Raw genomic sequence first — 25120 nt, forward strand, 5'->3', positions numbered from 1 at the left:
CTTAATCACCCACCGTTACAAGTTCTCTTCTGTCGATCGAATACAATTTTTCCTGGATGTCGCGGTCGCCGACGACTTCGTGCCATGGATCTTTGCGTTTTGCTGCTGTCGCCACATCCAATGCCTCGATCAGGTCTTTGCGTTTGCTTGCATCGCTCAGGATGTGCTTAACAGCCTCAAACCCTAACCGTTCCATCCATGGCGCTGTCCTTTCGGCGTAAATGCCTGTTTCGCGGTAGTATTGCAGCAGGGCGCCGCAATATTCGATGACTTCCGCTTCGGTTTCCACTGTCGTCAGCAGCTGTGCTTCCTTGACTTCAGTCCCGCCGTTGCCGCCGATGTAGATTTGATAGCCGTTTTCGACACAGATGATGCCGAAATCTTTCACGCCGGATTCCACGCAGCTGCGCGGGCAAGCCGATACGCCGACTTTGAATTTATGCGGCGTATCGATGAACTCAAAGCGCTCTTCCAATTTGATGCCAAGGCCCATCGAATCCTGTGTGCCGAATCTGCAGAAGTTTTTGCCGACACAGGTTTTGACCGAACGGAAGGCTTTCGCGTAGGCTTGTGACGAAACCATATCCAATTCTTTCCAGATGGCTGGCAGGTCCTGCTTCTTGACGCCGTACAAGCCGATCCGTTGGCTGCCGGTGACCTTCACCAAAGGCACATTGTACTTTTCGGCTACCTTGGCGATCTGAAGCAACTGTTGCGGATTCGTCTGGCCGCCCCGCATTCTCGGGATGACCGAGAACGTGCCGTCCTTTTGGATATTGGCATGCATGCGCTCGTTCACATAGCGTGATTGGCGCTCATCTTTGTGTTCAGTCGGGAAGGCGACGTTCAGATAGAAATTGACAGCCGGTCTGCATTTCGCGCAGCCCTCAGGATTTGCAAAATGCAGTTCCTTGAATACGTCCGCGCTTGTCGTCAGATGCTTCGCATAAATCTGCGTCATGACCTGATCTCTGTTCAGATCCGTGCAGGAACAGATGCCGGTAGAGGCCGTGACGCCCTCGCCCAATTCGTGCTCCAGCAAAGTCTGGACTTGTGGCTTGCATTTTCCGCAACTGGTTCCGGCTTTGGTGACTTTGCCGACTTCAGCTACATTCGTCAAGCCTTTTTCGCGGATGCCTCGGATGATGTCGCCTTTCGTGACGCCGTTGCAGCCGCAGACGGTCTCTTCATCATCCCAAGCCACGACATCATCACTTCCCGCCTCTTCGCCGGCAGCCTGCAAAATCGCTATGGATTGCAGATCAGCGATTTCCTGACCTTTTTTCATCATGTTGTAGTAACGGTTCCCGTCGGAGGTTTCTCCATAGAGGACGATACCCTCGATGCGGTTGTCCTTGATGAACACTTTTTTGTAGTTGCCGTTGACGCCGTCATAGGCCTCGATGCTCTGTAGGCCATCCGTATCCATGATGTTCCCCGCCGAATACAGATCGCAGCCGGAAACTTTCAGGGAAGTGAACGTCTTCGATCCCTGGTAGGGTTTGGCTTCGATGCCGGTCAGCGCATCGGCCAGCACTTTGCCTTGTTCAAACAATGGGGCAACCAGGCCATAGGTTTTCCCGTCATGCTCTACGCATTCACCGATTGCGTAGATTTCCGGTAGGTTGGTTTCCATGAAGTCATTGACGACGATCCCGCGGTTCACTTCCAGGCCGGCTTCGCGCGCCAATTCGGCAGCAGGCCGGATGCCGATCGACATGACGACAAGGTCCGTTTCGATCGTGCTGCCGTCCTTGAAGCGCAGGCCGGTAACGCGCGCTTCGCCCAAGATTTCGGTTGTTGCGTGCTCGAGCAGGAACTTCAGCCCCTGCGCCTCCAGGTCTTTCTGCAGCATTTTACCGGCCCTTTCATCCAGCTGGGTTTCCATCAGCCATTTGGCCAAATGGACCACGGTGACGTCCATTCCCTGCAGCTGGAGACCTTTCGCGGCTTCCAGACCGAGCAAACCGCCGCCGATGACGACAGCTCTCTTGTGCTTGCCGGCAGCTTCCATCATTTCAGCCGTATCGTCGATGGTGCGGAAAGCGACTACGCCGTCTTTCTGCGAACCGGGTATCGGCAGAATGAAAGGATGCGAACCTGTCGCAAAAACCAATTTATCGTAAGGGACCTTCAGCCCTTTTTCGGTTGTAATGAGTTTTTTTGCTGCATCGACTCCGACCGCCGGATCTTCATTGATCAGCGTGATATTATTTTCTTCGTACCACGTGTATGGATTGGTGATGATTTCATCAACCGTCATTTTGTTCTGCAGCACATTGGAAAGCATGATGCGGTTGTAGTTCGGGTAGCATTCCTTCCCGATGATAGTGATAGCGTAGCGTTCCGGATCCCTTTCCAGAATTTCCTCAACCAAGCGGACTCCCGCCATACCGTTTCCGATCAAGACCAACTGTTCTTTCATCTGCGCACCCTCTTCTATTCGTTGTTATGAAATTCACAATAAAGGATTCGCGATTCATTTAACATTAGGGAAACACCTATGTTTTCCGGATCGCCATATTTCAGACAAAAAAAATAACTCAAGCGCCAGGCTTGAGTTATTTTTTCGGCAATTTTTCGGCAATCTCGTGCAGCAAACGTTTGGCTCTGCGCGGGTCATTGCCGAAAGTGGAGACAGCCACCAGAAAATCATCCTGGCGCAAGGTCGCCAGATTGATGAAGTCGCTGTTGCTGCGGTCGGTCGTGTCGTTCAGGAACTGATGCGGTCCGATCTCCGACCTTATCGCATTGTTGATGAGGGGATCATCCGTGCAGACGAATATGAAAGTTGCCCCCTCAAGATCACCCGATCGGTAGCCCCTTCTGATCAGCACTGCCTGGCTGTTTTCAGCCCACTCCCGGATTTCCGGACTGACGGTTGGAGCGATGACAGTCGGTTGGCCGCCGCAACGGATCAATTCCTGCAATTTCCGCGTAGCGATCTTGCCGCCGCCGACCACCACAATTTTCCTTTTGCTGATGTCGACCATCATCGGATACATCCGGCATCCTCCAATCGCTCCTTTAATGCCTGATGGACAGCTTCCGCATCGATCAAATGTTCCAGCAGCACATCCTGAGGCCGGTTATTTTCGAACCAGAAACCTATTTTCTTGGCCAAGTATCCATCTGTAAAAAACAGCCGTTGCACGATGTACGGCTGATCTCCGGAAATCGCCTGATAATGCGGTTCGCCAAGATGATTTGATGCAAAAACCTCGCGATGCAAGTCTGCTCTGAGTGCAGCGGCGATCCGTTCCAGCTGTTCGGCCGGTTCCGGGTAGTGGGTCGTGCCATGCGCGACCAACATGATCGGATAGGTCGGGTGCCGCTCGGCAGCTTCAGCCAATCCCTTTTTCAGCCAGTCGTACACGGCCCTCGTCGTCCCAAGCGTCCCGCAGATTTCAAACGGAACCGCAGCGCTTGCCGCCATGCGCTGCGGGATATCCTCCCGAGCGTGCGTTGCCGGGAAAAGCAAAACGGGGACGACGATGATTTTGTCCACCATCTGTTCCTCGAGCGCAATGACTGCTTCCTCCAATGTCTGCCGCTGTCCTTCCAGCATGCCGATCGCCTGCGGCAGATCCAAACTGTCGCTGAAATCTTTGACGATATTGGCTAGTTTTTGCGGGATGCTTGTTTTTCTGCCGTGCAGCACGTAGATGATTCCGATTTTCATCGTATTCCTCCTAGAAATCGACCAGATGATTTTTCACGCTGTAACGCAAAAGATCGGCGTAGCTGTCGACCTTCAGTTTTTTTCTGATGTTTGCCTTGTGCACCTCTACCGTTTTGACGGAAATGTACAGTTTTTCGGCTATGTCCCGGTTGTTGTAACCCAATGCGACAAGCGGCAGGACTTCTTTTTCCCGTTTCGAAAGGCTGTCGTAGAGGCTGTCGCCCTCGAACGTATCCAACTCATCCAGCCTGTCGCTCGGATAGCCGCTGTAGTAGCGCTGGTTGGCGTGGACTTGACGGATGCCGTCCAACAGGATGTCGTCGGTCGTGCTCTTGAGGATGAATCCATCGGCTCCGGCAGCCAACGCTTCCTTCACGTAACTTTCCTCATCATGCATCGTCAAGACGATCACTTTGATTTCAGGATGCGTCTCCTTGATCCGGCGCGTCGTTTGCAGGCCGTTTTCCCCCGGAGGCATACTGATGTCCATCAACACCAGATCCGCCTGCGTATTTTCCAGCTTCATAAAAACTTCATTGCCGTCAGCAGCATCCCCGACGACCTCCATGTCCGGTTGTGCATTCAGCATGAAGGTCAGTGCGTTGCGCACCAGTGCATGATCGTCTGCAATAATGATTTTCATGCCGATTCCTCCTCATATGGCAAGATTATTGTGATGCGTGTCCCTTTATCCATTCCCGTATCGATTTCCAAATCCCCACCCACTGAATGGGCACGTTCACGCAGATTCAGCAGGCCGAATCCGAGATGATACGGATCGTAGATGAAGCCTTTCCCTTCGTCCGCAATCGTGACGCGCAGTTCGGTTTGAGCAAAAGCCAGTCTTATGGTAGCCTCGTTTTCTCCGGAGTATTTCAAAGCATTCGAGACAGCTTCCTGGATGCTTCTGTAGATGACGACGTTCCCGCGTCCGCTGAGATCATGCCGCTCCCCATCAACGATAACACGGATGATGAATCCTGTCATTTCCAGGGTCTGATCAACGAACTGGTTGATCGCCGGGATAAGCCCGACATCGTCCAAAATGCTCGGACGCAGTTCGGTAGCCATACTTTTGATTTCCAAAAGCACGTCCGCAAAATGACGATCGATTGCCTGAAGCTTCTGCTGATGCTCCTCAACCGGAGTCCACTTCAATCCTCTGGTTTCCAGCATCAAGCTGTAGATGCTCTGGGCAATCCCGTCATGGAGTTCCCGTGCGATCCTTTTCTGCTCACTTTCGCGTACCTCGTTCAAGTAGGTCAACATGCTTTTCCCCTCTGATTCAAAAGGCTTATCGATGTAGCGGATTTCCAGCAGCCAGTTTTGTCTCTTTTTCAGTAATTTACCGAAAAATTCATAGGGCACCCCATCCCGGCCCATAAAAGTGATCGGGAATCCATCCGAAGCTGCCCATTTATTCTCGAGCGGGCAGTTTTTGCAGGCCCTTTTATCGGTATGGAAAGCACAGCAAGTGCCCTTGGCTACCTGCACCGCATACTCCATCGAAATGACATAATCTGTCTCGAACTTTTCCGCCTGGGCATTCTTGCCGATTACGGTGTAGTCGGCATCCATCAACCAAGTCGGCTGGACCGGACCTTGGCGAATGCCTTCCTTTGGATCAGTCATCCTTGTGCCCCTCCTCCTCCAAAAGCAGCGACAAATCCGGCAAAGCTGCGTAAACCGCGGTTACGTCGGGCGCTGCCGAATCATTCGGATTGCGGAATCCCAGCAACAGTACTGCGCGGATGATGCCGTCCCTCATAATCGGAATTCCGATTATCATATCGAGTTGCTCAAGCCTTGCGATCGGATACTTCAAAAGATTTTGACTGTCTGATTGAATTTCGGTGGCGCGTTGCTCCCTGCCTGTGCGCCAAACTTCGCCGGCGATGCCTTTGCCGATACGCAAGCGGATTGTCTTGTAGCGATTGCTTGTGTTTCCGGCTACATTTGTCCAACGCAATTCGGTTTGTTGGCAAGGCGGCGCAACATCCTGGGCCAAGCCCAAAAAATCCGCCTGCCATTCCCCTCTTTTTTCCTCCAACCACAAATCTATTTGTGACATTGTTCACTACTCCAATTCCCTATATTATTCAAAAACCCTGTCTTTTGGTTGCCCTTTATCCGAAAAATGACTATGATGATACCAATTGTCGGAAGCAAATTATTTATTAAGGAGTTTATTATGAAACAAATCAAAAGTCTAACATTTTTCAATCTGATTCTGATCATCGTCATGACGGTCTACTCTTTTTCGAGCATGTCCTCCTCATTTTTCATGATGGGCCTCAAAGCCTTCCCTTGGTTTCTGATCAGCGCGTTTTTTTATTTTGTCCCTTATGCCCTTATTGTATCAGAATATACGCGCAGCTATTCGGATCGCACCGGCGGCATCTATGCTTGGCTGAAGGATGCTTTCTCTCCGCGTATCGCTTTCGTTACCGCGTTCCTTTGGTACTGCAGCTACTTCACCTGGATCATCAGTCTGTTCATGAAGCTGCTGATACCTTTCACGATCATGATTTTCGGGCAGGACTTGACTTCCGCCGGGCAATGGTTCGGCATCGATACATCCTACTGGATCATGGTGCTCTCGCTCTTGGCTGTGTTCTGCATGACTTGGGTGATCAACCGTGGGCACCAAGCCGTCTTTTCATTTCTGAAGACGAGCAGCTACGCGATGGTCGGTCTGCTGCTCATCTCCGGGATCGGCAATCTGTTGCTGATGATGAACAATCCGCAACTCATCATGCAAAATATGCAGCACAGCCTGACCGCTCCGAGTTTCTTCAAGGAAACCGGTGATTCATTCCTTTCGCAACTGCCTTTCTTTATTTTTGCCATCACCGCATTCGGCGGACTGGACACGATCGCCAGCTTGGTTGACAAATCCGGCGAACAAAGAAAGAAATTCCCGAAAGCGTTGATCATCAGCGCCGTGATCATCGTCGTCCTCTATTTCGGCGGCATCATGTTGTGGAGCGGCGCGAATAACCTGAATGTTTTGCGGGAAACCGATCAGTTCCACCTCGGCAATCTGATGTACGGTTTGATGGGCAGTCTCGCAAACAACATCAGCGTTTCCTTCGGACTGTCCGCAGTTGCTCAGACTTTCCTGTATCAAGCGTTCATCCGCTATACTGCGTTCACCTTGTTCGTGGCTTACATCGGGCTTTTGTCGTCCATCACCTATACACCTTTGAAAAGTTTGATCCAGGGAACTCCAAAAGAGATCTGGCCGCATTTCCTGACAAAAAGCAATCGAAAAGAAATGCCGCAAACGGCACTTTGGATCCAAGCCGCAGTCGTTTCTGTGTGTATTATAGGTTTATCTTTGAATAGTACCATTTTAGGCGCATTATTCAACCAATTGACCTATATGACCAACGTAGCCCGCGCCATTCCTTATTTCGTTGTAGCCGCAAGTTATCCGTTCTATCGCATCAAGAATCCTGTGTTGCTGAAGCATTCACTGATCGGTTCGCATTGGCAAGGGTACCTTTGCTCGCTGAGCGTCTGCACGGCTACTTTGATCGCCATCACTTTCCAGGTCTATCAGCCGTTCCATACCGGCGAATATGTCCAAGCCCTGTTGCTCATCATCGGGCCGATCCTGTTCGGACTTCTCGGCAGCAGCATCTACCAAAGGTTCGAAAAGAATCAGACACAAATTTCGCTCGAAAATAATTTATAGAATTTACTTTAAAACACAAAGAAGGAACCGTTCTGGCCAATGACCTGAGCGGTTCCTTTTTTGCATCCAGCGGTGTGTATTCCCGTTGGTGCCTTTAAAGCAGATTGCGCCTCAATCCATAGAAATACTGAACAATCGAGTGCTTCATTTTGATGGCTTGCTCCATATCCAGGATCCGTTTTTTGCCGACGCGCTTATCCATCAAGGCCAAGCAATTCAGCAGGATATCCGTGCTTGCGAGGCTGGTTTCGATGGGCTGATTCAAATAAACTTCTGCAGTTTTGTAGAAATCGGATTTGCTCAAGGCTGTCTGGGCAGCCATCGTTCCCTTGGCATAGGCCAACAGTTTGCGGTCCCTCGCAATCACTGCCAAGCGCTTTTCCGGTACTTTTCCGCCGGTTTCTCTGCTGATGTGCTCAATTTCGGCATCGCTGAGCGGAATCACGACCGCGGGATCATTCTTGATATCCTGTTCCGACTGGTACCATTTCATCCCAGTCGTCCCGTCTTTCATGTTGAATATTTTTTTCTTGTCCACGGCTATGCAGCACTTTCCGTTTTTATCAGGTGAATAGCGGTAGCTGGTGGATAGGTACTCCACTCTGCCCGTCAATGCAGGCGCAAGGAAGTTTTCCAGCTGCAGCTTCATTTTGCTCCAAATCATATTTTTCCTCCATCGAGCAGCGTTTTTGCTGTCCATTTATTCTTATCTTTACATTATGTCGAAAAACATCAGGGTAGGTCAATCCTTTTCAGACTTCCGAACCGTCTTTTTCATATTCCATTGCCCCTTCAATACCGGGACGTTTCAATCGTCCGGCATTACGGAATATGCTAAAATATAAGCATAAATCACCTTGTACAAACGCAACCAGGCATGCCGAAAGGAGTATCAAAATGAAAAAAGGCAGAGTCAGCCACATTTCGCTTTTTTCTGGCATTTTGCTCAGTCTGCTCCCGCTTGGCCTTATGCGCAGAGATCCTGATGATGCTGCAGTAGCGACCAAAGAATCCGGCATGATTTTGCAACCCGGAACTGCCGATGCGGTGCGATTGGATGTGCCGCTCCTGAACCAGTTGGATCCTCCGGCCCTGCTGCTCGGTTGCGAAGTCACCTCGCTTGCCATGATCCTTCAGTACAACAGGATATCGGTCACGAAAAATGAGCTCGCAGAAAAACTTCCGGTCGTTCCGATCTATTATGAAAACGGGCTGCACGGCAACCCGAATGAGGGGGTTGTCGGCGATGTGACCGGGATCGACTACGGTTTTTGCGTCTACCATGCCCCCATCGCCGCCTTGGCATCCGAATACATCCCATCCGCTCGTGTGGAGGATATCAGCGGACTGGATTTTTATTTTGTCATTGCAGCTTTGGACGAAGGTTATCCCGTTTGGGTCGTCACGACGACCACTTTCCTGTACGATGATGCTTTGGAGGTGTGGCAAACGCCGACAGGACCGGTCAACATCAGCTACATCATGCACAGTGTTGTGGTCGTCGGGTATGATGCCGATAATCCTTTCATAAACAATCCCTATGGCCACAAGGACCAGAAAGTCGATCGGCAAAACTTCATCCTGGCATGGGAACAGATGGGCAGGCAAGCGGTCTACATCAAAGCAGGGTTGCCTGATCTGCAGGAGATGCAGACAAAAGAATAGGATCCCGGCTTAATTCCGGAATCCTATTCTTTTCATTTTTTCAATTCGCAGGATCAATAATCGACTTCGAAGCGTTTGGAAGCCTTCGAAAGCGTATGGCAAATGACCCAGTAGAGGCAAGCCATGATGACGTACATCGGCAAAACATAAGCCGAATCCATCGAATAGATGATTTTTGAGCGGTAGGTCAGCTCCGAAAACGAGATGATCGTCGTCAGGGAGGTGTCCTTGATCAAGGATATGAATTGCGACACCAACGACGGAACCATCGAACGGACGCCTTGAGGTATGATGATATGCCGCATCGTCTCGGCAAAAGCGAACCCCGTTGAAAGCCCCGCCTCCATTTGCCCAACTGCGACAGATTTCAGTCCGGCGCGCACGATTTCTGCGATCATGCATGACTCGAACACTGTAACGGAGGATACCAAGCCCCAAATGGATCGAGAAAGTGGATGATTGGCGGACAGTTGGTTTTATGGCAGTTCCGCTACTGAATGATTAGAAAATCCCAACCAATCATTTAGCTTCCCGCAACCCGGAGCTGGCGAGAATACATTTATTTTAATGTTTTCATATAATTCTTTTTACTCCCCGTGATTATGATATAACGGTTAGATTTGGAATAGGAATAGGTTGGATTATGTTGATGTCGACCCAGAGCCTGAAAGCCACTAAATTTGATCCGTAAGCACTACTAGTCAACAAGTACACTCCAGGTCAACTCGAGAACAAAAATTAAATATGGGCAATTTTATTTGCCTTTAAGTGCTTTTTTTGCGGCCAGAGATGCAAAAAGGCAGGCACAATGATCGCTGTGATCATTGTGCCTGCCTTTTAGTGCGCAAATATGGAATCTATTTTTTTTCATCCTCGTGCATCTTGCGGATCAATTCGTCGATCTTGCTGCCGTAAGCCACCGATTCATCTCGTTTGAAGATCAATTCCGGTGTCTTGTAAAGTGACAGACGCATTCCAAGTTCTTTGCGGACAAGGCCGGTTGCCTTGTCCAGACCTTGTTGCGTTTTTTCGCGGTCGCTGGCAAGTTCCGACAAAGTGCTGTAATAGATGGTAGCTTGCTGGAGATCGCCGGTGACTTCAACATCGGTGATGTTCACGTGCGCAACCCGCGGATCTTTTACGCGCTTGGCCAAGATGTCATTCACTTCACGCTGTATTTCTTGTTTTACTCTTCCGGCTCTGAAATTAGCCATTTCGGTTCACCTCTTAATAGATCGATTGCTGCGGCAATTTATTTTTTGATTTCCACCATGTGGTAAGCTTCAATGACGTCATCGATGCGGATGTCATTGTAGTCTTCGATCATCAAACCACATTCAAAGCCTTTTTTGACTTCCTTGGCATCATCCTTGAATCGTTTCAAGCTGGCAAGTTTACCGTCAAAAATGACGATGTTGTCGCGGATAATGCGGACACTGCTGTTTCTTCCGATGTATCCGTCGGTAACAAAGGCCCCGCCGATTGTGCCGACTTTGGAAACTTTATACGTTTCACGGATAAGCGCTTGGCCAGTCACTTGTTCCTCGAATTCAGGATCCAGCATACCTTTCATGGCTGTTTCGATTTCATCGATTGCGTTGTAGATGATGCGGTGCAGACGGATGTCGACAGATTCTCCCTCCGCCTGGATCTTCGCTTGAGGAGTCGGACGAACGTTGAAACCGATGATGATCGCGTTGCTGGCTGCCGCAAGCGTGACATCACTTTCATTGATGGCCCCTGCTGCCGAGTGGACGATTTTGACGCGCACGCCCTCAACCTCGATTTTTTGCAGGCTCGCTGCCAACGCCTCGACGGATCCTTGTACATCCGCTTTGATGATGACATTGACTTCCTTCAGTTCTCCGTCTTTCAGGCTTGAGAACAAGTTGTCCAGGGTGACGCGGTTTTGGCTCGAACGTTGTTCTACCAATGCACGTTTCGCCCGTTCTTCACCAGCTTGGCGTGCTGTCTTTTCATCTTCGAAGACGACGAAGTGATCGCCGGCCTGCGGCGCTGCATTCAATCCGGTGATTTCGACCGGCATTGCAGGTCCGGCTGTTTTGACGCGTCTGCCTTGATCATTGACCATCACGCGGACACGACCGTGTGTATTACCGGCAACCAACGGATCGCCGACTTTCAAAGTCCCTGCCTGCACCAATACGGTAGCGATCGGGCCTTTGGATTTGTCCAAACGGGCTTCGATGACGGACCCGATTGCCAGACGGTTCGGATTGGCTTTCAATTCCTGCACCTCAGCAACCAACAAGATCATTTCAAGCAACTCATCGATACCTTGTCCGAATTTCGCCGAAATATTGACGAAGATCGTGTCTCCGCCCCAAGCTTCAGGAATCAGACCTTGGTCGGAAAGTTCCTGCATGACGCGGTCAGGATTGGCCGTCGGTTTGTCGATTTTATTCACCGCAACAATGATCGGAACATCGGCTGCTTTGGCATGGTTGATGGCTTCGATTGTCTGCGGCATCACGCCGTCATCAGCTGCAACGACGATGATGGTGATGTCCGTTACGTCGGCTCCCCGGGCCCGCATGGTCGTGAAGGCCGCATGTCCTGGAGTATCCAGGAACGTAATCGGCTTGCCGTCGATCTTCACTTGGTAAGCGCCGATATGCTGGGTGATTCCGCCGGCTTCGGTTTGGATCACGTTCGTGTTGCGCAGTGAATCCAACAGAGTCGTTTTACCGTGGTCGACGTGACCCATGATTGTGACAACTGGCGGTCTTGAAACCAACTCATCCGGGTTTTCTTCCATTTCGAAATAGCTGTCCAGATCGGAAATATCCTGAACGAATTTTTCTTCGGCCTCGATGCCATAATCGGCAGCCAACAATTCCAAAGCGTCTTTGCCTAATGCTTGGTTTTGTGTGACCATGATGCCCATCAGGAATAGTTTTTTGATGATTTCCGCAGGTTCGCGGTGCAGTTTTTTGGCAACTTCCATAACCGTCATGCCATCAGTGTAGATGAATGTTTCCGGCAACTCGCGGAATTTGCGCGGAGGCACTGCAGGCCCTTGTTTGGTCGTGCCTTTTTTAAATTTTGAACGTTTGTTTTTGTTGTAAGGATTGTTGCCTCTCCCTTGATTGCCTTGGCCGCGTTGATTGGATCCGCCTGAATTTTGACCGTACGATGGACGGTTGGATTTTGCTGGCGCATTTGTATTCGTGTTTGCAGTTTTCTGCACTGGTTTGTCATTTGATTTGTTTGGCGAAACAGAGTCAACTCGATTCATTTTAGTATTTGGACGCTCTTGTCCAGCTTGGCTAGCGGTTTGTGCCGGCCGTTTTGTGTTTCTTTCTGAAGTGCTTCTGGCTTGTCCTCTATTTCCGGAACCAGTTTTCTGATTCTGAGAAGGCTGCGATGGTTTTTCTTTCATGTCTTTGTTTTTCCTCGGTTCACTTTTATCAGTAGGTTTGTGCGTCCCGGCTGCAGGGGCCTTTTTTGATTCTGCTGGTCGCTTTTTCTGTGGCGCATTGGCTTGCGGTGCACTTGGTGCGGCATCCTGATTTCCGGAGGCGATGGCTTGGTTCAACTTTTTGATGTCTCCATCCTCCATGGTTGACATATGGCTATGATAATCGATCCCCAATTGTTTTGCTTTATCCAACACCGTTTTGCTTGATACTTTGTGTTCTTTTGCATATTCGTAGACACGTTTTTTTTCCATGTCATCACCTTCCCTTATCTCATTACTTTGTTCCTTTCAGCCGCAAGAAACTTTTGGCGAATCCTCTGTCGGTCAGGGCGCAAATGGAACGTGACTTGCCTATTGCCTGACTGATTTGTTCCGAAGTGAAATGCACCAGGAACGGGACTTCATAGTAGCGGCATTTGTTTTCTAATTTTTCTTTGGTGTTATCGCTGCAGTCGATTGCGCACACCACAAAAACCGCTTCGTTTTTCTGGATGGACTTGATGGTCATTTCTTCACCAGTGATCAATTTGCCGGCGCGCAATGCCAAGCCCAACAGATTCAGCATCTTGTTCTCGGGTGTCATAGCAAACTCCTGGCTTTTTGATGTTCCACATAGTCGTATAGTTCCTGATAGAACGCGTCGCTGATTGCGGTCTCAAGGTGCTTGTCCAAAATGTGCTGCTTCCAGGCCTTCTGCACCAAGGTGGGCTCCAGCGAAATATAGGCTCCGCGGCCATTCTTGCGGCCGGTAGGGTCGATGGCGATTTCGCCTGCCTGATTTTTCACGATGCGGACCAATTCTTTTTTGGGTTTCATCTCGTTGGAGACGACACATTTCCGCATCGGAACTTTTCTTGTCTTCATAAAGCTTCACCTCACTGATTAGTCTTGATAGTCCTCTGCCAGTTCGTCATAGCTCTGTTCCGGATCCGTCTCGACTTCCGAGATCAGCTGCTCCACATCTTCAGGATCAAGGATTTTTTCATCATTTTCATATTCTTCCGTATAGTCCGTATCCTCAGCTGGAACTGCGATATCATCGGCAACTTCCTCAGCCGTAAAGATTTTGTCCAAGCCTGCGAAGGAACGCAGCGTATCCGGATCCTCTTCCTCGGAACCGACTTTATGGGCGCCAGCTTCCATCAATAACTTATTATACTCCGTTTCGGACTTGATATCGATTTTATAGCCTGTCAATTTGGCCGCTAAGCGGGCGTTTTGCCCTTTTTTCCCGATTGCCAAGGACAATTGGTAGTCGGGCACGATGACCGTGCAACTGCCGTCTGCCGGATGGAAATCGACATTCACGACTTGCGCCGGGTTCAGTGCGTTGCCGATGTAGATCGACGGATCTTCATTCCATTCGACGATATCCATATTTTCTCCGCGCAATTCGTTGACGATCGCTTGCACGCGCTGGCCTCTCGGTCCTACGCAGGTTCCGACAGGATCGACATTTTTGTCGCGCGAACGAACAGCTACCTTGGAACGGTCGCCGGCTTCGCGGGCGATCGAAACGATTTCGACTACACCATCGAAGATTTCCGGAACTTCTTGTTCGAACAAACGCTTCAGCAAATCAGGATGGCTTCGGCTGACAAAAACTTGCGGTCCTTTGGATGTGTTTTCGACTTTGGTGACGTACACTTTGATGCGGTCGTGCGGCTGGAACGTCTCATTCGGTATCTGTTCCTGTTTGGACAAGACCGCTTCAATTTTGCCGAGACTCACATAGATGTAACGGCTGTCCATTCTTTCGACAACGCCGGTCAAAATGTCGTTCTCGTACGCGATGAATTGGTTGTAGACGATGCTGCGTTCCGCTTCACGGATCCGTTGCATGATCACTTGCTTAGCGGTCTGGGCGGCGATCCGTCCAAAATCTTTCGGGGTAACCTCAAAACGGATCTTGTCGCCTAGTTCGTACGCTTTATTGATCTGCAAAGCATCCTCTAGGCTCACTTCCAGCGTCGAATCGAAGACCATGTCGACGACTTCTTTGACAGCATAGACATGAATGTCCCCTTTTTTTGTATCAAATTCCACTTCTACGTTCTGTGCCTGTCCATAATTGCGCTTGTAGGCAGACACTAGCGCAGCTTCCAATGCACTGATGACAATCTCTTTTGAGATCCCTTTGTCTTTTTCCAATACCTCGAGAGCATTCAACATTTCCTTGCTCATATTACTCATTCACTCCTATCTCAAAAATGATTAAAATTGGATAGCCAATCTTGCGTTTGCGATTTGTTTTCTTTGGATTTCGATATCTTTTGTTCTGGTTTTGATCCTTACCGTCAAGATGATAGTCTCGTCGTTGACTTCCTTCAGCGTGCCCTCGTAGAATTTTTCGCCATCGATTGCCTGATAAAATGACAGATGCACATATTTTCCGATTGCCTTCTGCATATCCGCTTCCGTCTTCAATAGCCGTTCCGCGCCTGGCGAGGACACTTCAAGAAAATACGCCTGAGGAATCGGATCCGGATCAATGTTATCTAAAGCTTCACTGACTTTCTCGCTGACCAGAGCGCATTCTTCGATATCGATGCCGCCTGGCTTGTCTATGTAGATCCTGAGGAACCAATTTTTGCCTTCCTTCAAGAACTCCATATCCACTAATTCCAAATTCTGTTCATCAACTATTGGCTGAACCACTACTCGAACTTCATCTACTACACGACTCACAGATATCCCCCTTTTTCAATCCCATACCGTCATACTCTGGCTGACTGCGTAAAAAGAGTGAGCGTTTCCGCTCACTCCATCCGACGACTTATTCTTCAATAATCATACACCATTGTGTCAGCAAATGCAAGGACTTCCCAATCCAAAGGCTATGGAATAGCCTTATCCTAAAAATCAAATAAAGAAAGTTGATTTTCATCAGGTAAGTTTTTCAACACTCCATTTTCATTCATGTAATCGATGATCGTCTTCGAAACCTTTCCGCGTGTCGCCAAGTCCTCCTTTGAAAGGAACGGTTGGCTTTCCCTCGCCTGGACGATCTGATTCGCCACGTTGCCGCCCAATCCCGGAATGGCCCGGAATGGCGCAATCAGTGTGTCTCCTTCGATCACGAAATTATTGGCATGCGATTTATCGAGATCGACCATCTTGAAACTGAAGCCGCGCTCCACCATTTCGTTGGCCAGCTCGAGAACGGTCAGCAAACTTTTCTCCTTGACCGATGCCTCCAAGCCTTTATCCATGATTTCCTTCATGCGGGATTTGATCATTTCCTTGCCTTGCGTCATCGCTACCAAGTCAAAATCCTGCGCCCGGACCGAAAAGAACGCACAATAATATCGGATCGGCTGATGCACTTTGAAGTAAGCGACCCGCAAGGCCATCAATACATAGGCCGCGGCATGGGCTTTCGGGAACATATACTTGATCTTCAGGCAGGATTGGATATACCATTCGGGAATCTCTTTGGCCCGCATCTCCGCCTGCCAATCATCAGGAATCCCTTTACCTTTCCGGACGCTTTCCATGATTTTGAAGGCAAGTCCGTCATCCATGCCATGATGGATCAGATAAACCATGATGTCGTCACGACAGCCGATGACGTCCGCCAGCGGGATGTTGTTCTCGCGGATAAGCGTTTCGGCATTGCCCAGATAGACGTCCGTCCCGTGGGAAAGTCCTGAAATCTGCAGCAATTCTGCAAACGTGTTCGGGCTGGTCTGCTCCAGCATCCCCCGCACAAAACGCGTCCCGAATTCAGGTATTCCCAGCGTTCCGGTTTTACTGAATATCTGTTCCGGTGTGACGCCCAAAACCTCGGTGCCGCCGAAAATTTTCATGACATCCGGATCGTTCGGCGGAATCGTCTGCGGATCGATGCCGGACAGATCCTGCAGCATCCGGATAACGGTCGGATCATCGTGCCCAAGGATATCCAGCTTGAGGACATTGTCATGGATCGAGTGAAAGTCGAAGTGGGTCGTTTTCCATTCGGAATCCTGGGCGTCAGCCGGGTACTGGATCGGCGTGAAATCATAGACATCCATGTAGTCGGGAATGACGATGATGCCGCCGGGATGTTGGCCGGTTGTGCGTTTTACGCCCGTACAGCCCTTCGCCAACCGGTCGATTTCCGCTGAAGAGAATCTGAAATTGTGGTCCCGCTCATAGGCTTTCACATACCCATAGGCTGTCTTGTCCGCGACGGTTCCGATTGTTCCGGCACGGTAGACATAATCCTCTCCGAAGAGATCTTTCGTATAGGCGTGCGCATGGGCTTGGTATTCACCGGAAAAGTTCAAATCGATATCGGGAACTTTATCGCCGTAGAAACCCAAAAATGTTTCGAACGGGATATCATGCCCGTCGCGGTCCATCTTCGCTGCGCACTTCGGACAGTCTTTTTCTTCCAGATCGTATCCGGAACCGATCGATCCGTCTTCATAGAAATGGGAGTACTTGCATTCCGGACAGCGGTAATGGGGCGGCAAGGGGTTGACTTCCGTTATCCCGGTCATCGTTGCCACGAAGCTTGAACCGACCGATCCCCGGGAACCGACCAGATAGCCGTCCTGATTGCTTTTCAGCACCAATTTTTGCGAAATCAGATAGATGACCGAGAAGCCATTGCCAATGATCGAGTTGAGTTCTTTCTCCAGTCTTTTTTCGACCAACTCCGGAAGATCTTCGCCATACAGTCGCTTTGCCTCATCATAGGAAAGCTTGGTGATTTCCTCGTTTGCGCCTTCCATGTTCGGCGTGTACAGTTGGTCCTTGATCGGAATGATCGCATCGATGCTGTCGGCTATTTTTTGGGAATTCGCGACGACGATTTCTTTCGCTTTTTCTTTGCCGAGGAAGGAAAAACAGTCCAGCATCTCGTCGGTCGTCCGGAAATGGGCTTCCGGCATATGCAACTCTTTTCCTTGGTTTGCCTTCAGTGAACCGACCAGTATCTCGCGATAGATGGCGTCCTCTTTGTTCAGGTAATGCACATTCCCGGTTGCGACGACCGTTTTCCCCAATTCATCGCCGATGGCAACGATTTGGGTGATGATTTCTTCCAGGTCGCTTTCATTCTTGACCAGTTCCTTCGTGATGAGTGGAGCATAAACCTCCTTGGGCATGACTTCGATATAGTCATAGAACTTGGCTTTTGCTTTCGCCGCTTCCGCCCCCTTTTGCATCATCGCCTCGAATATCTCCCCCTCGCTGCAGGCAGATCCGATCAACAGATTTTCCCGGGCCGACTGCAACACACTCCGGGGAAGGCGCGGCGTACGGTAATAATAATCGATGTTGGAAGCCGAAATGATTTTGAACAGGTCTTTGAGCCCGTCCTGATTTTTCGCCAATATCGTGGCGTGGAAAGGGCGCGCCCGTTTGTAGGAATCTCCGCCGCCTATATATTTGTTCAGTTCGTCATGGAACAGGATATTGTGTTCCTCACGTGCTTCTTTCAGGAATATCCAGCAGAGCGAGCCGGTCGTCTCCGAATCGTAGACGGCACGGTGATGCTGTTCCAAGCTGACCCCGTAACGCTTCGCCAACGTATTCAGACGATGGGATTTCAATTGCGGATGCAGGAATCGGGACATCTCCAGCGTATCGATCACCGGATTCACTGCCTCAGGCATACCGTTGCGTTCATAGCTGTTGTTCAGGAACCCCATATCGAAACTGGCGTTGTGGGCCACCAGAATGGTGCCTTCGGTGAAGGCTGCAAACTCCTCCAACACTGTCTTTTCCGGCTTGGAATCGCGCACCATCTCATCAGTGATGCCTGTCAGTTGGATGGTCGTCTGCGATAGAGGGTGACCGGGATTGATGAATTCTTCGAAGGTCGCGATGACATTGCCTTTGTACATTTTTACTGCGGCCAATTCGATGATCGTGTCATACACCGCGGACAGGCCCGTTGTTTCCACGTCGAAAACGACATAGGTTGCTTCGCTGAGATCCTCGTGGACAGGATTGTAGGCTATCGGCACACCATCGTCAACCACGTATGCTTCGATTCCGTACAGTATTTTCACATTGTTCGCTTTTCCGGCTGCATGGGCGTCGGGATAACCTTGTGCAGCCGCGTGATCGGTCAGCGCTATCGCTTTGTGTCCCCACTTCGCGGCTTGTTTGACAAAATCAGCAATGCTGTTCGTGGCATCCATCTGGCTCATGTTCGAATGCAGATGCAATTCCACCCTTTTTTCGTCTTCGGGCGCACGGTCTTTCCGCTCCGCATGCGCTACTTCGTTGACGTCGCGGGCATTCACCACCAAGTCGCGCATGAATGTATCTTCCTGGACGCTGCCGCGCACACGCACCCAGATGCCTTTTTTCACCAGTTCGAAGTTCTGTTCGTCCGTTTCATTCGAAGAGAACAATTTCACCGAAAAGGAGGACGTGTAATCCGTCAGCTTGAACACCAGCAGTTTTCTGCCGGAACGCAATTCCCGGATTTCGCTGTCGAAGATGTAGCCTTCGATGACGACGGAACGCTCTTCTTCAGTGATCGACGCCATTTGTTTGATCTCTTCTTTGGCGGAAATTTGTCTGCCGATCAACAAGGGACCATTTGAACTCGCTTTCGATTGGCCCCCGTCGCTGCGCTGCCGTTCCTGTTGGTTTTGTTTGATGGCCTCTTCTGCTTGTTTGACCAGCATTTCATCCTGTTCTTGTTTTCTGGCAAGATACTGTGCCATTCTCGCTTCCGATGCTTCCTCGTCCACTTCTATCGTAATCTGGAAAGCCGGAAAGCCCAATACTTGATAGTTTTGTTGGATCACGGCCAGATAATTATCGGCCAAATGGTTTTTCGTGATCTCGTTTTCGACGCTGATCACCACTTTATTCTCCGATACGACCGGCGTGTGCTTGGCAAAAAGGCTCTGAACCAAAGGGGAAGAGATGTTGCTGCGCTGTACGACCGTCTCCCAATAATCCAGAATGCTTTCGTTCGTCAAGACCGGGTTCCTTGTCTTGATCCGCAGGTCAATCGCGGCGATGGAGTGGAATTTTATTTTCATATGGTTCATTAAAGCGTGGAACACTTCGAAAGGTAGCACGTTATCAAAAGCAAGCTGAAACGACCATAACTTTGATTTCTTGTGCACGATGACCCGCTCGATTTCCCCGTTTTCAAAATACGGCAGATACTCCGGTTGGTGATGCAGATTTATCTGTTCCAGCAGCTGCTGGAACAATTCATGTTTCGATAATGCCATTTGATCGCTCCTTCTCAACTAACAAACAAAAAGACCCAAAGAATGAGCTTTCCTTTCTTTGAATCTTCTTGTATTTTCCTAATCATTGACCAAAGAAAAATCTTTGGATGTCATTCCAAGTGACGATGACCATCAGCAGGAGCAGCAGCCCCATTCCGACGGCTGTGATGATGCCCTCTTTTTCCGGATCCAGCGGTTTTCCTCTGACCCCTTCAACGATATTAAGCAGAAGCTTCCCGCCATCCAATGCAGGCACCGGCAAAAGGTTCACGACGCCAAGATTGATGCTCAAATAAGCCAAGAAACTGAGGACGCTCAGAAAACCATAATCGACTACCTGTTCGGTGGCGGCGTAGATGGCGACAGGGCCACCGAATGAATCCGGTTGGAACCCGGTCCTGAACATGGAGAAGACCAACCCGAAGATGGAAGTGGCGATCAACCAAAATTCGTCGAACCCGTATCTGATTTTGGCCATCAAAGTGCGATCCATCGGGGGAGCGACACCGATCAGCCCATAGTCATTGCCTTGTTCATCGGTTTTCGTGTCGGGCGTGACGAGAACATCGCGCGCTTCCTGGCCCTTAGTCACTACGGAAAGCGTGATTTCTTTGCCCGGGTTTGCTTGGATGGAGGCAACCAGCTGCGTCCAATCAGTAATTTCTTGGCCTTCGATAGCCAAGACCTCATCATCCGCCCGTAAACCGGCTGCCTCCGCAGGGCTGTCGGGCTGGATATCCCCCAGCCTGTTGTCATTGACCGTAACGCCGCCCTGCACAAACGCAATCGTGATGAAAACAGCGATTCCCAAAATGAAATTATTCATCGGACCCGCAAAATTGGTCATCATCCGTTTCAGCAAAGGTGCCGATTGGTACTGCACATCGATGGGAGCGATCTGAACCTCCGTGCCGTCCGCTTCGATGATCGTCGCATCGCGCTTGACTTCATAGGTTACAGCTTCCGAACTTCCCGGAATGATGCCCTTGATGAAGAGCGCCTGTTCCAGATCCGCTTCCAGCAATTCGATCGGAACCGCACGCAAATGCTGCTTGTTGCTTAAATCTATTTGAGCGACCTGTTGCGCCTCATCCAAGGTTATGTTAAGCGGCATTCCCGGTTTCAGCTCAGGGTCTTCATCCCCGATGCCAGCCATCCGTACATAACCGCCGATGGGCAGCATCCGGATTGTATAGGTCGTTCCGTTTTTACGATGAGAGAAGATTTTTGGTCCCATACCGATTGCGAACTCACGAACCAAAATACCGGCTTTTTTTGCGAAATAGAAATGGCCGAATTCATGAATGATCACCAATATGCTGAACACGATAATGAATGTTATGATTGTCTGAAACATCTGATCCCTCCCGTTTTGTTTCTAAGCTTATCCGGTTATAAAATGAACTGCAGGAAAATATGGAATACCGGCATCACAAAAAGTGTGCTGTCGAAACGATCGAGCATTCCGCCATGCCCGGGTAAAATTTTCCCGGCATCCTTCACGCCGAAATAGCGTTTGAATGCCGATTCGACCAAGTCGCCCATCTGTCCGCAGACGGAAAGCAACACAGTCAGCATGACTTGGAGTCCCATCGATAACCCCAACGGATTATAGTAATGGAAGAACACGATGGCGATCAAGACAGCAGCGATCGATCCACCGACGGACCCTTCGATCGTTTTGTTCGGGCTGATTGCCGGAGCCAATTTATTCTTGCCGATTTTCCTTCCGATCATGTAAGCGCCGATATCCGTTCCCCAGATGATGAACATCACCAGAAGCACCATCCAAAAACCGATTTCCCTTGTCTGCATGAAATAAAAAAATCCTCTTCCGACATACAGGGAAGTCAGAACTGAAGCCGCTGCATCGTCGAACGTGAAATCATTTTTTGAGAACACTGTGAACACGAACAGGATCAACGCCTCCAAGTAGATCAACAACATCGCATCGATGCCGGCCGGAATAAAATGCAAATAGGATTCCGGCAGCATCAGAAGCACTGTCGCCAAAGCGGTGATGCCCCCTTCCAGACTGAAAATGGATAGTTTTTTCATCTTCAATAATTCTTGGACAGCAATCAATCCGATTGCTGTCATCAACAGTTGCAAGGGCAGTCCGCCAATCCATAAGAATGGGATAAAAACGGCGCCAGCCACCAAACCTGTGATTACTCTTTCCTTCATGGTATCCTCCCTAGATGCCGCCGAAGCGGCGATTACGATGCTGATATTCTGCCAACGCAGCCTGTAAGCTGGCTGTTGAAAAATCAGGCCAAAATTCTTCCGTGAAGTACATTTCGCTGTAGGCAGCCTGCCACAGCAGAAAATTGCTCAAACGGATTTCCCCGCTGGTGCGGATCAACAAGTCAGGATCTTGCCACTCGCCAAGCGTCTTTGTAAAAAGGTAGGATTCGAACACTTCATCAGTGATCGCATCGGCTGATAGTTGCCCTGATGCCACATCTACTGCTATTTTTTTCGTCGCTGCGATGATTTCCGCCCGTGACCCATAATTCAAAGCGAAATTCAAAACGAGGCCGGTATTGTCTTTCGTTTTTTCGATTGCATTTCGGACGACCTTCAACGTCTTTTCCGGCAGCTGATCGATCCACCCGATAGTCGTCACTTTGATGTTGTTTTCCATCAATTCCGGCATGAACACGTCAAAAAAATCGATGGGCAATCCCATCAGAAAATTGACTTCATCGGAAGGACGCTTCCAATTTTCTGTCGAAAAGGCGTACAGTGTCAGAACCTTTATGTTCAAACGGCTTGCCTCCACGGCAATCCTTTTGACGGTGTTCATGCCTTCCTTATGCCCATAGACCCGCGGCATCATTTTTTTCTTGGCCCAACGGCCGTTCCCGTCCATGATGATGGCGACATGGGCCGGAACAATGCCTGCCTCATCAAACGGCACTTCTGATTTTGGATTCTCACTCTTGAATAGAGCCATGCTTTATCCCTCACTTTTCCATAACTCTTCTTATTTTAACAAAAACCCGCCGGAATTCCTATGATTAACCGGAAATTATCATATTTTTAAGGATGACGGGCGGTCCGAAAGGAAAAGCCAGGGCGCAAATCATATCGGATGATTTGTGCCCTGGCTCCTTGCGATGGTCGCTTTTATACGTCCAAAATTTCTTTTTCTTTGGCCGCAGTTATCTTGTCGATTTCTTTGGAAGACTTGTCGGTCAACTCTTGCACTTTCTTTTCGTATGTGCGCAACTCATCTTCAGTGATTTCTTTGTTCTTTTCGGCTTTTTTCAAGGCCTCGATGGCATCACGGCGGATATTCCGGATTGAGACTTTTGCGGCTTCGTTTTCTTTGCCGACAATCTTCGCCAATTCTTTGCGTCGTTCAGCTGTCAGTGGCGGGATCACCAATCGGATCACGCTACCGTCATTTGCCGGACTGATGCCCAAATCGCTTTGGTAAATCGCGCGTTCGATATCGCCGATGCTGGATTTGTCGTAAGGCGTGACCATCAGCATGCGCGCTTCGGGAATCGTGATGGAAGCCAACTGATTCACCGGCGTGCTTGTTCCGTAATACTCCACTTCGATACGATCCAGCAGACTTGCGTTTGCGCGTCCTGCCCGAATCGAACCCAGTTCACGGATCAGTGCCGCTTCCGTTTTTTTCATTCTCTCTGTAGCGTTGTCCAGGATTGCTTTAACCATGATTATTTCCCCCTAACAGTCGTTCCGATATCTTCGCCCATGATGACACGGCGGATATTCCCTTGCTTATTCAGGTTGAATACAACCAGCGGGATATCATTGTCCATGCTCAATGAGCTTGCTGTTGTGTCCATTACTTGCAGCCCTTTTGAAATGACATCCAAATGAGTCAATTCAGAGAATTTGGTTGCGTTCAAATCTTTCATCGGATCGGATGAATAGACTCCGTCGACATTGTTCTTAGCCATCAAAATAACGTCAGCATCAATTTCAGCGGCACGAAGGGCTGCTGTCGTATCAGTCGAGAAGTAAGGATTGCCTGTTCCGGCAGCAAAGATGACAACGCGCCCTTTTTCAAGGTGACGGACAGCTCTTCTGCGGATATACGGTTCGGCAATCTGTCTCATTTCGATGGAAGTCTGCACACGCGTCGGAACGCCTTCGTTTTCCAGTGCATCCTGCAAAGCCAGAGAGTTCATTACTGTCGCCAGCATGCCCATGTAATCGGCTTGTGCCCTTTCCATGCCCATTTCAGCGCCGGTCGTGCCGCGCCAAATGTTGCCTCCACCCACTACGATTGCGATTTCAACGCCCAAGTCATGCACTTCTTTGATTTCTTTTACGATTTCTTCAATCGTCGGTGGATTGATTCCGAAACCGGTGTCGCCCGCTAAAGCTTCACCACTTAATTTTAAAACCACGCGTTTGTATTTTGGATCACTCATTCTATATTCCCTCCGTAATTAGCTGAACCCTGAACAATCAGGCATTTGACTATGATAAAAAAGCCCCGATTAAGGGGCAATTTTCATTATTTTTTGACTTGGCTCATAACTTCTTCTGCAAAATCAACAGAGCGTTTTTCGATACCTTCGCCGACAGCGTAGCGGATGAATGCCTTCACAACGCCACCTTTGGAAGCTGCAAATTGTGAAACAGTTTGATCAGGATCTTTTACGAAAGGCTGATCGTTCAATGAAATTTCGCTCAAGAACTTGTTCAGACGGCCGACGATCATTTTTTCGACGATGTTGGCTGGTTTGCCTTCGTTCAATGCTTGTTCAGTAAGGACTTTCTTTTCGTGCTCGATTTCTTCTGCAGAAACTTCGTCGCGTGAAACGTATTTAGGATTGATTGCCGCTACGTGCATAGAGATATCTTTAGCAGCTTCAGCATCAGTTGATCCTTCCAGTACTGTCAACACAGCAATACGTCCGCCTTGGTGCAGGTACGCACCAAAAGCATCGGCATCCGTTTTCTCAACGATTGCGAAACGACGCAAAGTGATTTTTTCGCCGATTACTGTAGTTGCGTTCAGGATGACGTCATTCAGAGTGCCTTCAGCAGTTTCGATTGCCAAAGCAGCTTCCAAAGATTCTGGTTTGTGTTTAGCGATCGTTGCTGTGATATCAGCCACTAAGTCCTGGAATTTGTCGTTTTTCGCAACAAAGTCTGTTTCAGCGTTGATTTCAGCGATAACAGCCGTATTTCCTTCGACATACACGTTTGCAAGACCTTCGGCAGCGATGCGGTCAGCTTTTTTGGCTGCTTTCGCCATGCCTTTTTCTCTCAGGTAGTCAACCGCTTTGTCCATGTCGCCATCGACTTCCACTAGAGCTCTTTTAGCATCCATCATGCCTACGCCTGTCATGTCGCGCAATTCTTTAACCATTTTTGCTGTTACTTGTGCCATTCTATGATTCCTCCTGAATATTCTTTTTCATAAAAAAAACTGTCCCAAAGAGATA

General features: G+C 49.4%; 23 protein-coding genes. 2 read left to right on the forward strand and 21 right to left on the reverse strand.

Annotated features, from left to right (window positions below; genetic code table 11):
• Position 1: 1 nt before the first annotated feature.
• From nirB to BMX58_RS01140, 6 genes are all read right to left on the reverse strand, one after another.
• On the reverse strand, positions 2–2425 hold the full coding sequence (gene nirB, locus BMX58_RS01115) for a nitrite reductase large subunit NirB (RefSeq protein WP_068620369.1): 2424 nt from the start codon (positions 2423–2425) through the stop codon (positions 2–4).
• A gap of 136 nt (positions 2426–2561) precedes the next feature.
• Positions 2562–3005, reverse strand: a complete 444-nt coding sequence (locus BMX58_RS01120) for a precorrin-2 dehydrogenase/sirohydrochlorin ferrochelatase family protein (protein WP_068620368.1) — start codon at positions 3003–3005, stop codon at positions 2562–2564.
• Positions 2993–3682: a sirohydrochlorin chelatase gene (locus BMX58_RS01125; RefSeq protein WP_068620366.1), complete on the reverse strand. Its 690-nt coding sequence runs from the start codon at positions 3680–3682 to the stop codon at positions 2993–2995. Before BMX58_RS01125 ends, BMX58_RS01120 begins: the two co-directional genes overlap by 13 nt.
• 10 nt (positions 3683–3692) lie before the next feature.
• Complete coding sequence (locus tag BMX58_RS01130; RefSeq protein WP_068620365.1) at positions 3693–4325, reverse strand: response regulator; 633 nt, start codon at positions 4323–4325, stop codon at positions 3693–3695.
• The gene (locus BMX58_RS01135) at positions 4322–5314 is read right to left on the reverse strand and encodes a sensor histidine kinase (protein WP_068620360.1); all 993 of its coding nucleotides are present in this window, start codon (positions 5312–5314) and stop codon (positions 4322–4324) included. Before BMX58_RS01135 ends, BMX58_RS01130 begins: the two co-directional genes overlap by 4 nt.
• Positions 5307–5753 (reverse strand): GAF domain-containing protein, encoded by a 447-nt coding sequence (locus BMX58_RS01140; RefSeq protein WP_068620359.1) that lies wholly within the window; start codon positions 5751–5753, stop codon positions 5307–5309. Before BMX58_RS01140 ends, BMX58_RS01135 begins: the two co-directional genes overlap by 8 nt.
• A 120-nt stretch (positions 5754–5873) precedes the next feature.
• Between BMX58_RS01140 and BMX58_RS01145 the strand changes: the two genes are divergently transcribed.
• On the forward strand, positions 5874–7382 hold the full coding sequence (locus BMX58_RS01145) for an amino acid permease (protein ID WP_068620358.1): 1509 nt from the start codon (positions 5874–5876) through the stop codon (positions 7380–7382).
• Between the two features lie 94 nt (positions 7383–7476).
• Here the strand turns inward: BMX58_RS01145 and BMX58_RS01150 are convergent, their stop codons facing one another.
• On the reverse strand, positions 7477–8046 hold the full coding sequence (locus tag BMX58_RS01150; RefSeq protein ID WP_068620357.1) for an SF0329 family protein: 570 nt from the start codon (positions 8044–8046) through the stop codon (positions 7477–7479).
• A 233-nt stretch (positions 8047–8279) separates the two neighbouring features.
• Between BMX58_RS01150 and BMX58_RS01155 the strand changes: the two genes are divergently transcribed.
• Positions 8280–9047 carry a C39 family peptidase gene (locus BMX58_RS01155; protein ID WP_068620352.1) on the forward strand — a complete coding sequence of 256 codons (768 nt, stop codon included), beginning with the start codon at positions 8280–8282 and terminating at the stop codon, positions 9045–9047.
• Positions 9048–9100: 53 nt separating this feature from the next.
• Here the strand turns inward: BMX58_RS01155 and BMX58_RS01160 are convergent, their stop codons facing one another.
• From BMX58_RS01160 to tsf, 14 genes are all read right to left on the reverse strand, one after another.
• Positions 9101–9478: an ABC transporter permease subunit gene (locus BMX58_RS01160; RefSeq protein WP_275425205.1), complete on the reverse strand. Its 378-nt coding sequence runs from the start codon at positions 9476–9478 to the stop codon at positions 9101–9103.
• A 426-nt stretch (positions 9479–9904) separates the two neighbouring features.
• The gene (gene rbfA / locus BMX58_RS01165; protein WP_068620346.1) at positions 9905–10261 is read right to left on the reverse strand and encodes a 30S ribosome-binding factor RbfA; all 357 of its coding nucleotides are present in this window, start codon (positions 10259–10261) and stop codon (positions 9905–9907) included.
• 38 nt (positions 10262–10299) lie between these two features.
• A complete protein-coding gene (infB, locus tag BMX58_RS01170; protein ID WP_068620344.1) occupies positions 10300–12741 on the reverse strand; it encodes a translation initiation factor IF-2 in 2442 nt (813 codons plus the stop codon).
• Between the two features lie 22 nt (positions 12742–12763).
• Positions 12764–13072 (reverse strand): L7Ae/L30e/S12e/Gadd45 family ribosomal protein, encoded by a 309-nt coding sequence (locus BMX58_RS01175; RefSeq protein WP_068620342.1) that lies wholly within the window; start codon positions 13070–13072, stop codon positions 12764–12766.
• Complete coding sequence (gene rnpM, locus BMX58_RS01180; protein WP_068620340.1) at positions 13069–13353, reverse strand: RNase P modulator RnpM; 285 nt, start codon at positions 13351–13353, stop codon at positions 13069–13071. The genes BMX58_RS01175 and rnpM overlap by 4 nt, the downstream gene beginning before the upstream one ends.
• Positions 13354–13371: 18 nt before the next feature.
• A complete protein-coding gene (gene nusA, locus BMX58_RS01185) occupies positions 13372–14673 on the reverse strand; it encodes a transcription termination factor NusA (RefSeq protein ID WP_084253718.1) in 1302 nt (433 codons plus the stop codon).
• Between the two features lie 30 nt (positions 14674–14703).
• The gene (rimP, locus tag BMX58_RS01190) at positions 14704–15177 is read right to left on the reverse strand and encodes a ribosome maturation factor RimP (protein ID WP_068620336.1); all 474 of its coding nucleotides are present in this window, start codon (positions 15175–15177) and stop codon (positions 14704–14706) included.
• 167 nt (positions 15178–15344) lie between these two features.
• A complete protein-coding gene (locus tag BMX58_RS01195; RefSeq protein WP_068620335.1) occupies positions 15345–19682 on the reverse strand; it encodes a PolC-type DNA polymerase III in 4338 nt (1445 codons plus the stop codon).
• 82 nt (positions 19683–19764) lie between these two features.
• Entirely contained in the window at positions 19765–21039 is a 1275-nt protein-coding gene (gene rseP, locus BMX58_RS01200; RefSeq protein ID WP_068620334.1) for an RIP metalloprotease RseP, read from the reverse strand.
• 35 nt (positions 21040–21074) lie between these two features.
• A complete protein-coding gene (locus BMX58_RS01205; protein WP_068620332.1) occupies positions 21075–21869 on the reverse strand; it encodes a phosphatidate cytidylyltransferase in 795 nt (264 codons plus the stop codon).
• Positions 21870–21879: 10 nt separating this feature from the next.
• The gene (locus BMX58_RS01210) at positions 21880–22641 is read right to left on the reverse strand and encodes an isoprenyl transferase (RefSeq protein ID WP_068620330.1); all 762 of its coding nucleotides are present in this window, start codon (positions 22639–22641) and stop codon (positions 21880–21882) included.
• Positions 22642–22814: 173 nt separating this feature from the next.
• Positions 22815–23372 carry a ribosome recycling factor gene (gene frr, locus BMX58_RS01215; protein ID WP_068620329.1) on the reverse strand — a complete coding sequence of 186 codons (558 nt, stop codon included), beginning with the start codon at positions 23370–23372 and terminating at the stop codon, positions 22815–22817.
• Positions 23373–23374: 2 nt separating this feature from the next.
• Positions 23375–24097: a UMP kinase gene (gene pyrH / locus BMX58_RS01220; RefSeq protein WP_068620327.1), complete on the reverse strand. Its 723-nt coding sequence runs from the start codon at positions 24095–24097 to the stop codon at positions 23375–23377.
• 86 nt (positions 24098–24183) lie between these two features.
• Positions 24184–25065: a translation elongation factor Ts gene (gene tsf / locus BMX58_RS01225; protein WP_068620325.1), complete on the reverse strand. Its 882-nt coding sequence runs from the start codon at positions 25063–25065 to the stop codon at positions 24184–24186.
• Between the last annotated feature and the right edge of the window lie 55 nt (positions 25066–25120).

It is taken from the genome of Trichococcus ilyis, from assembly GCF_900109135.1.
Taxonomy (GTDB): Bacteria; Bacillota; Bacilli; order Lactobacillales; family Aerococcaceae; genus Trichococcus; species Trichococcus ilyis.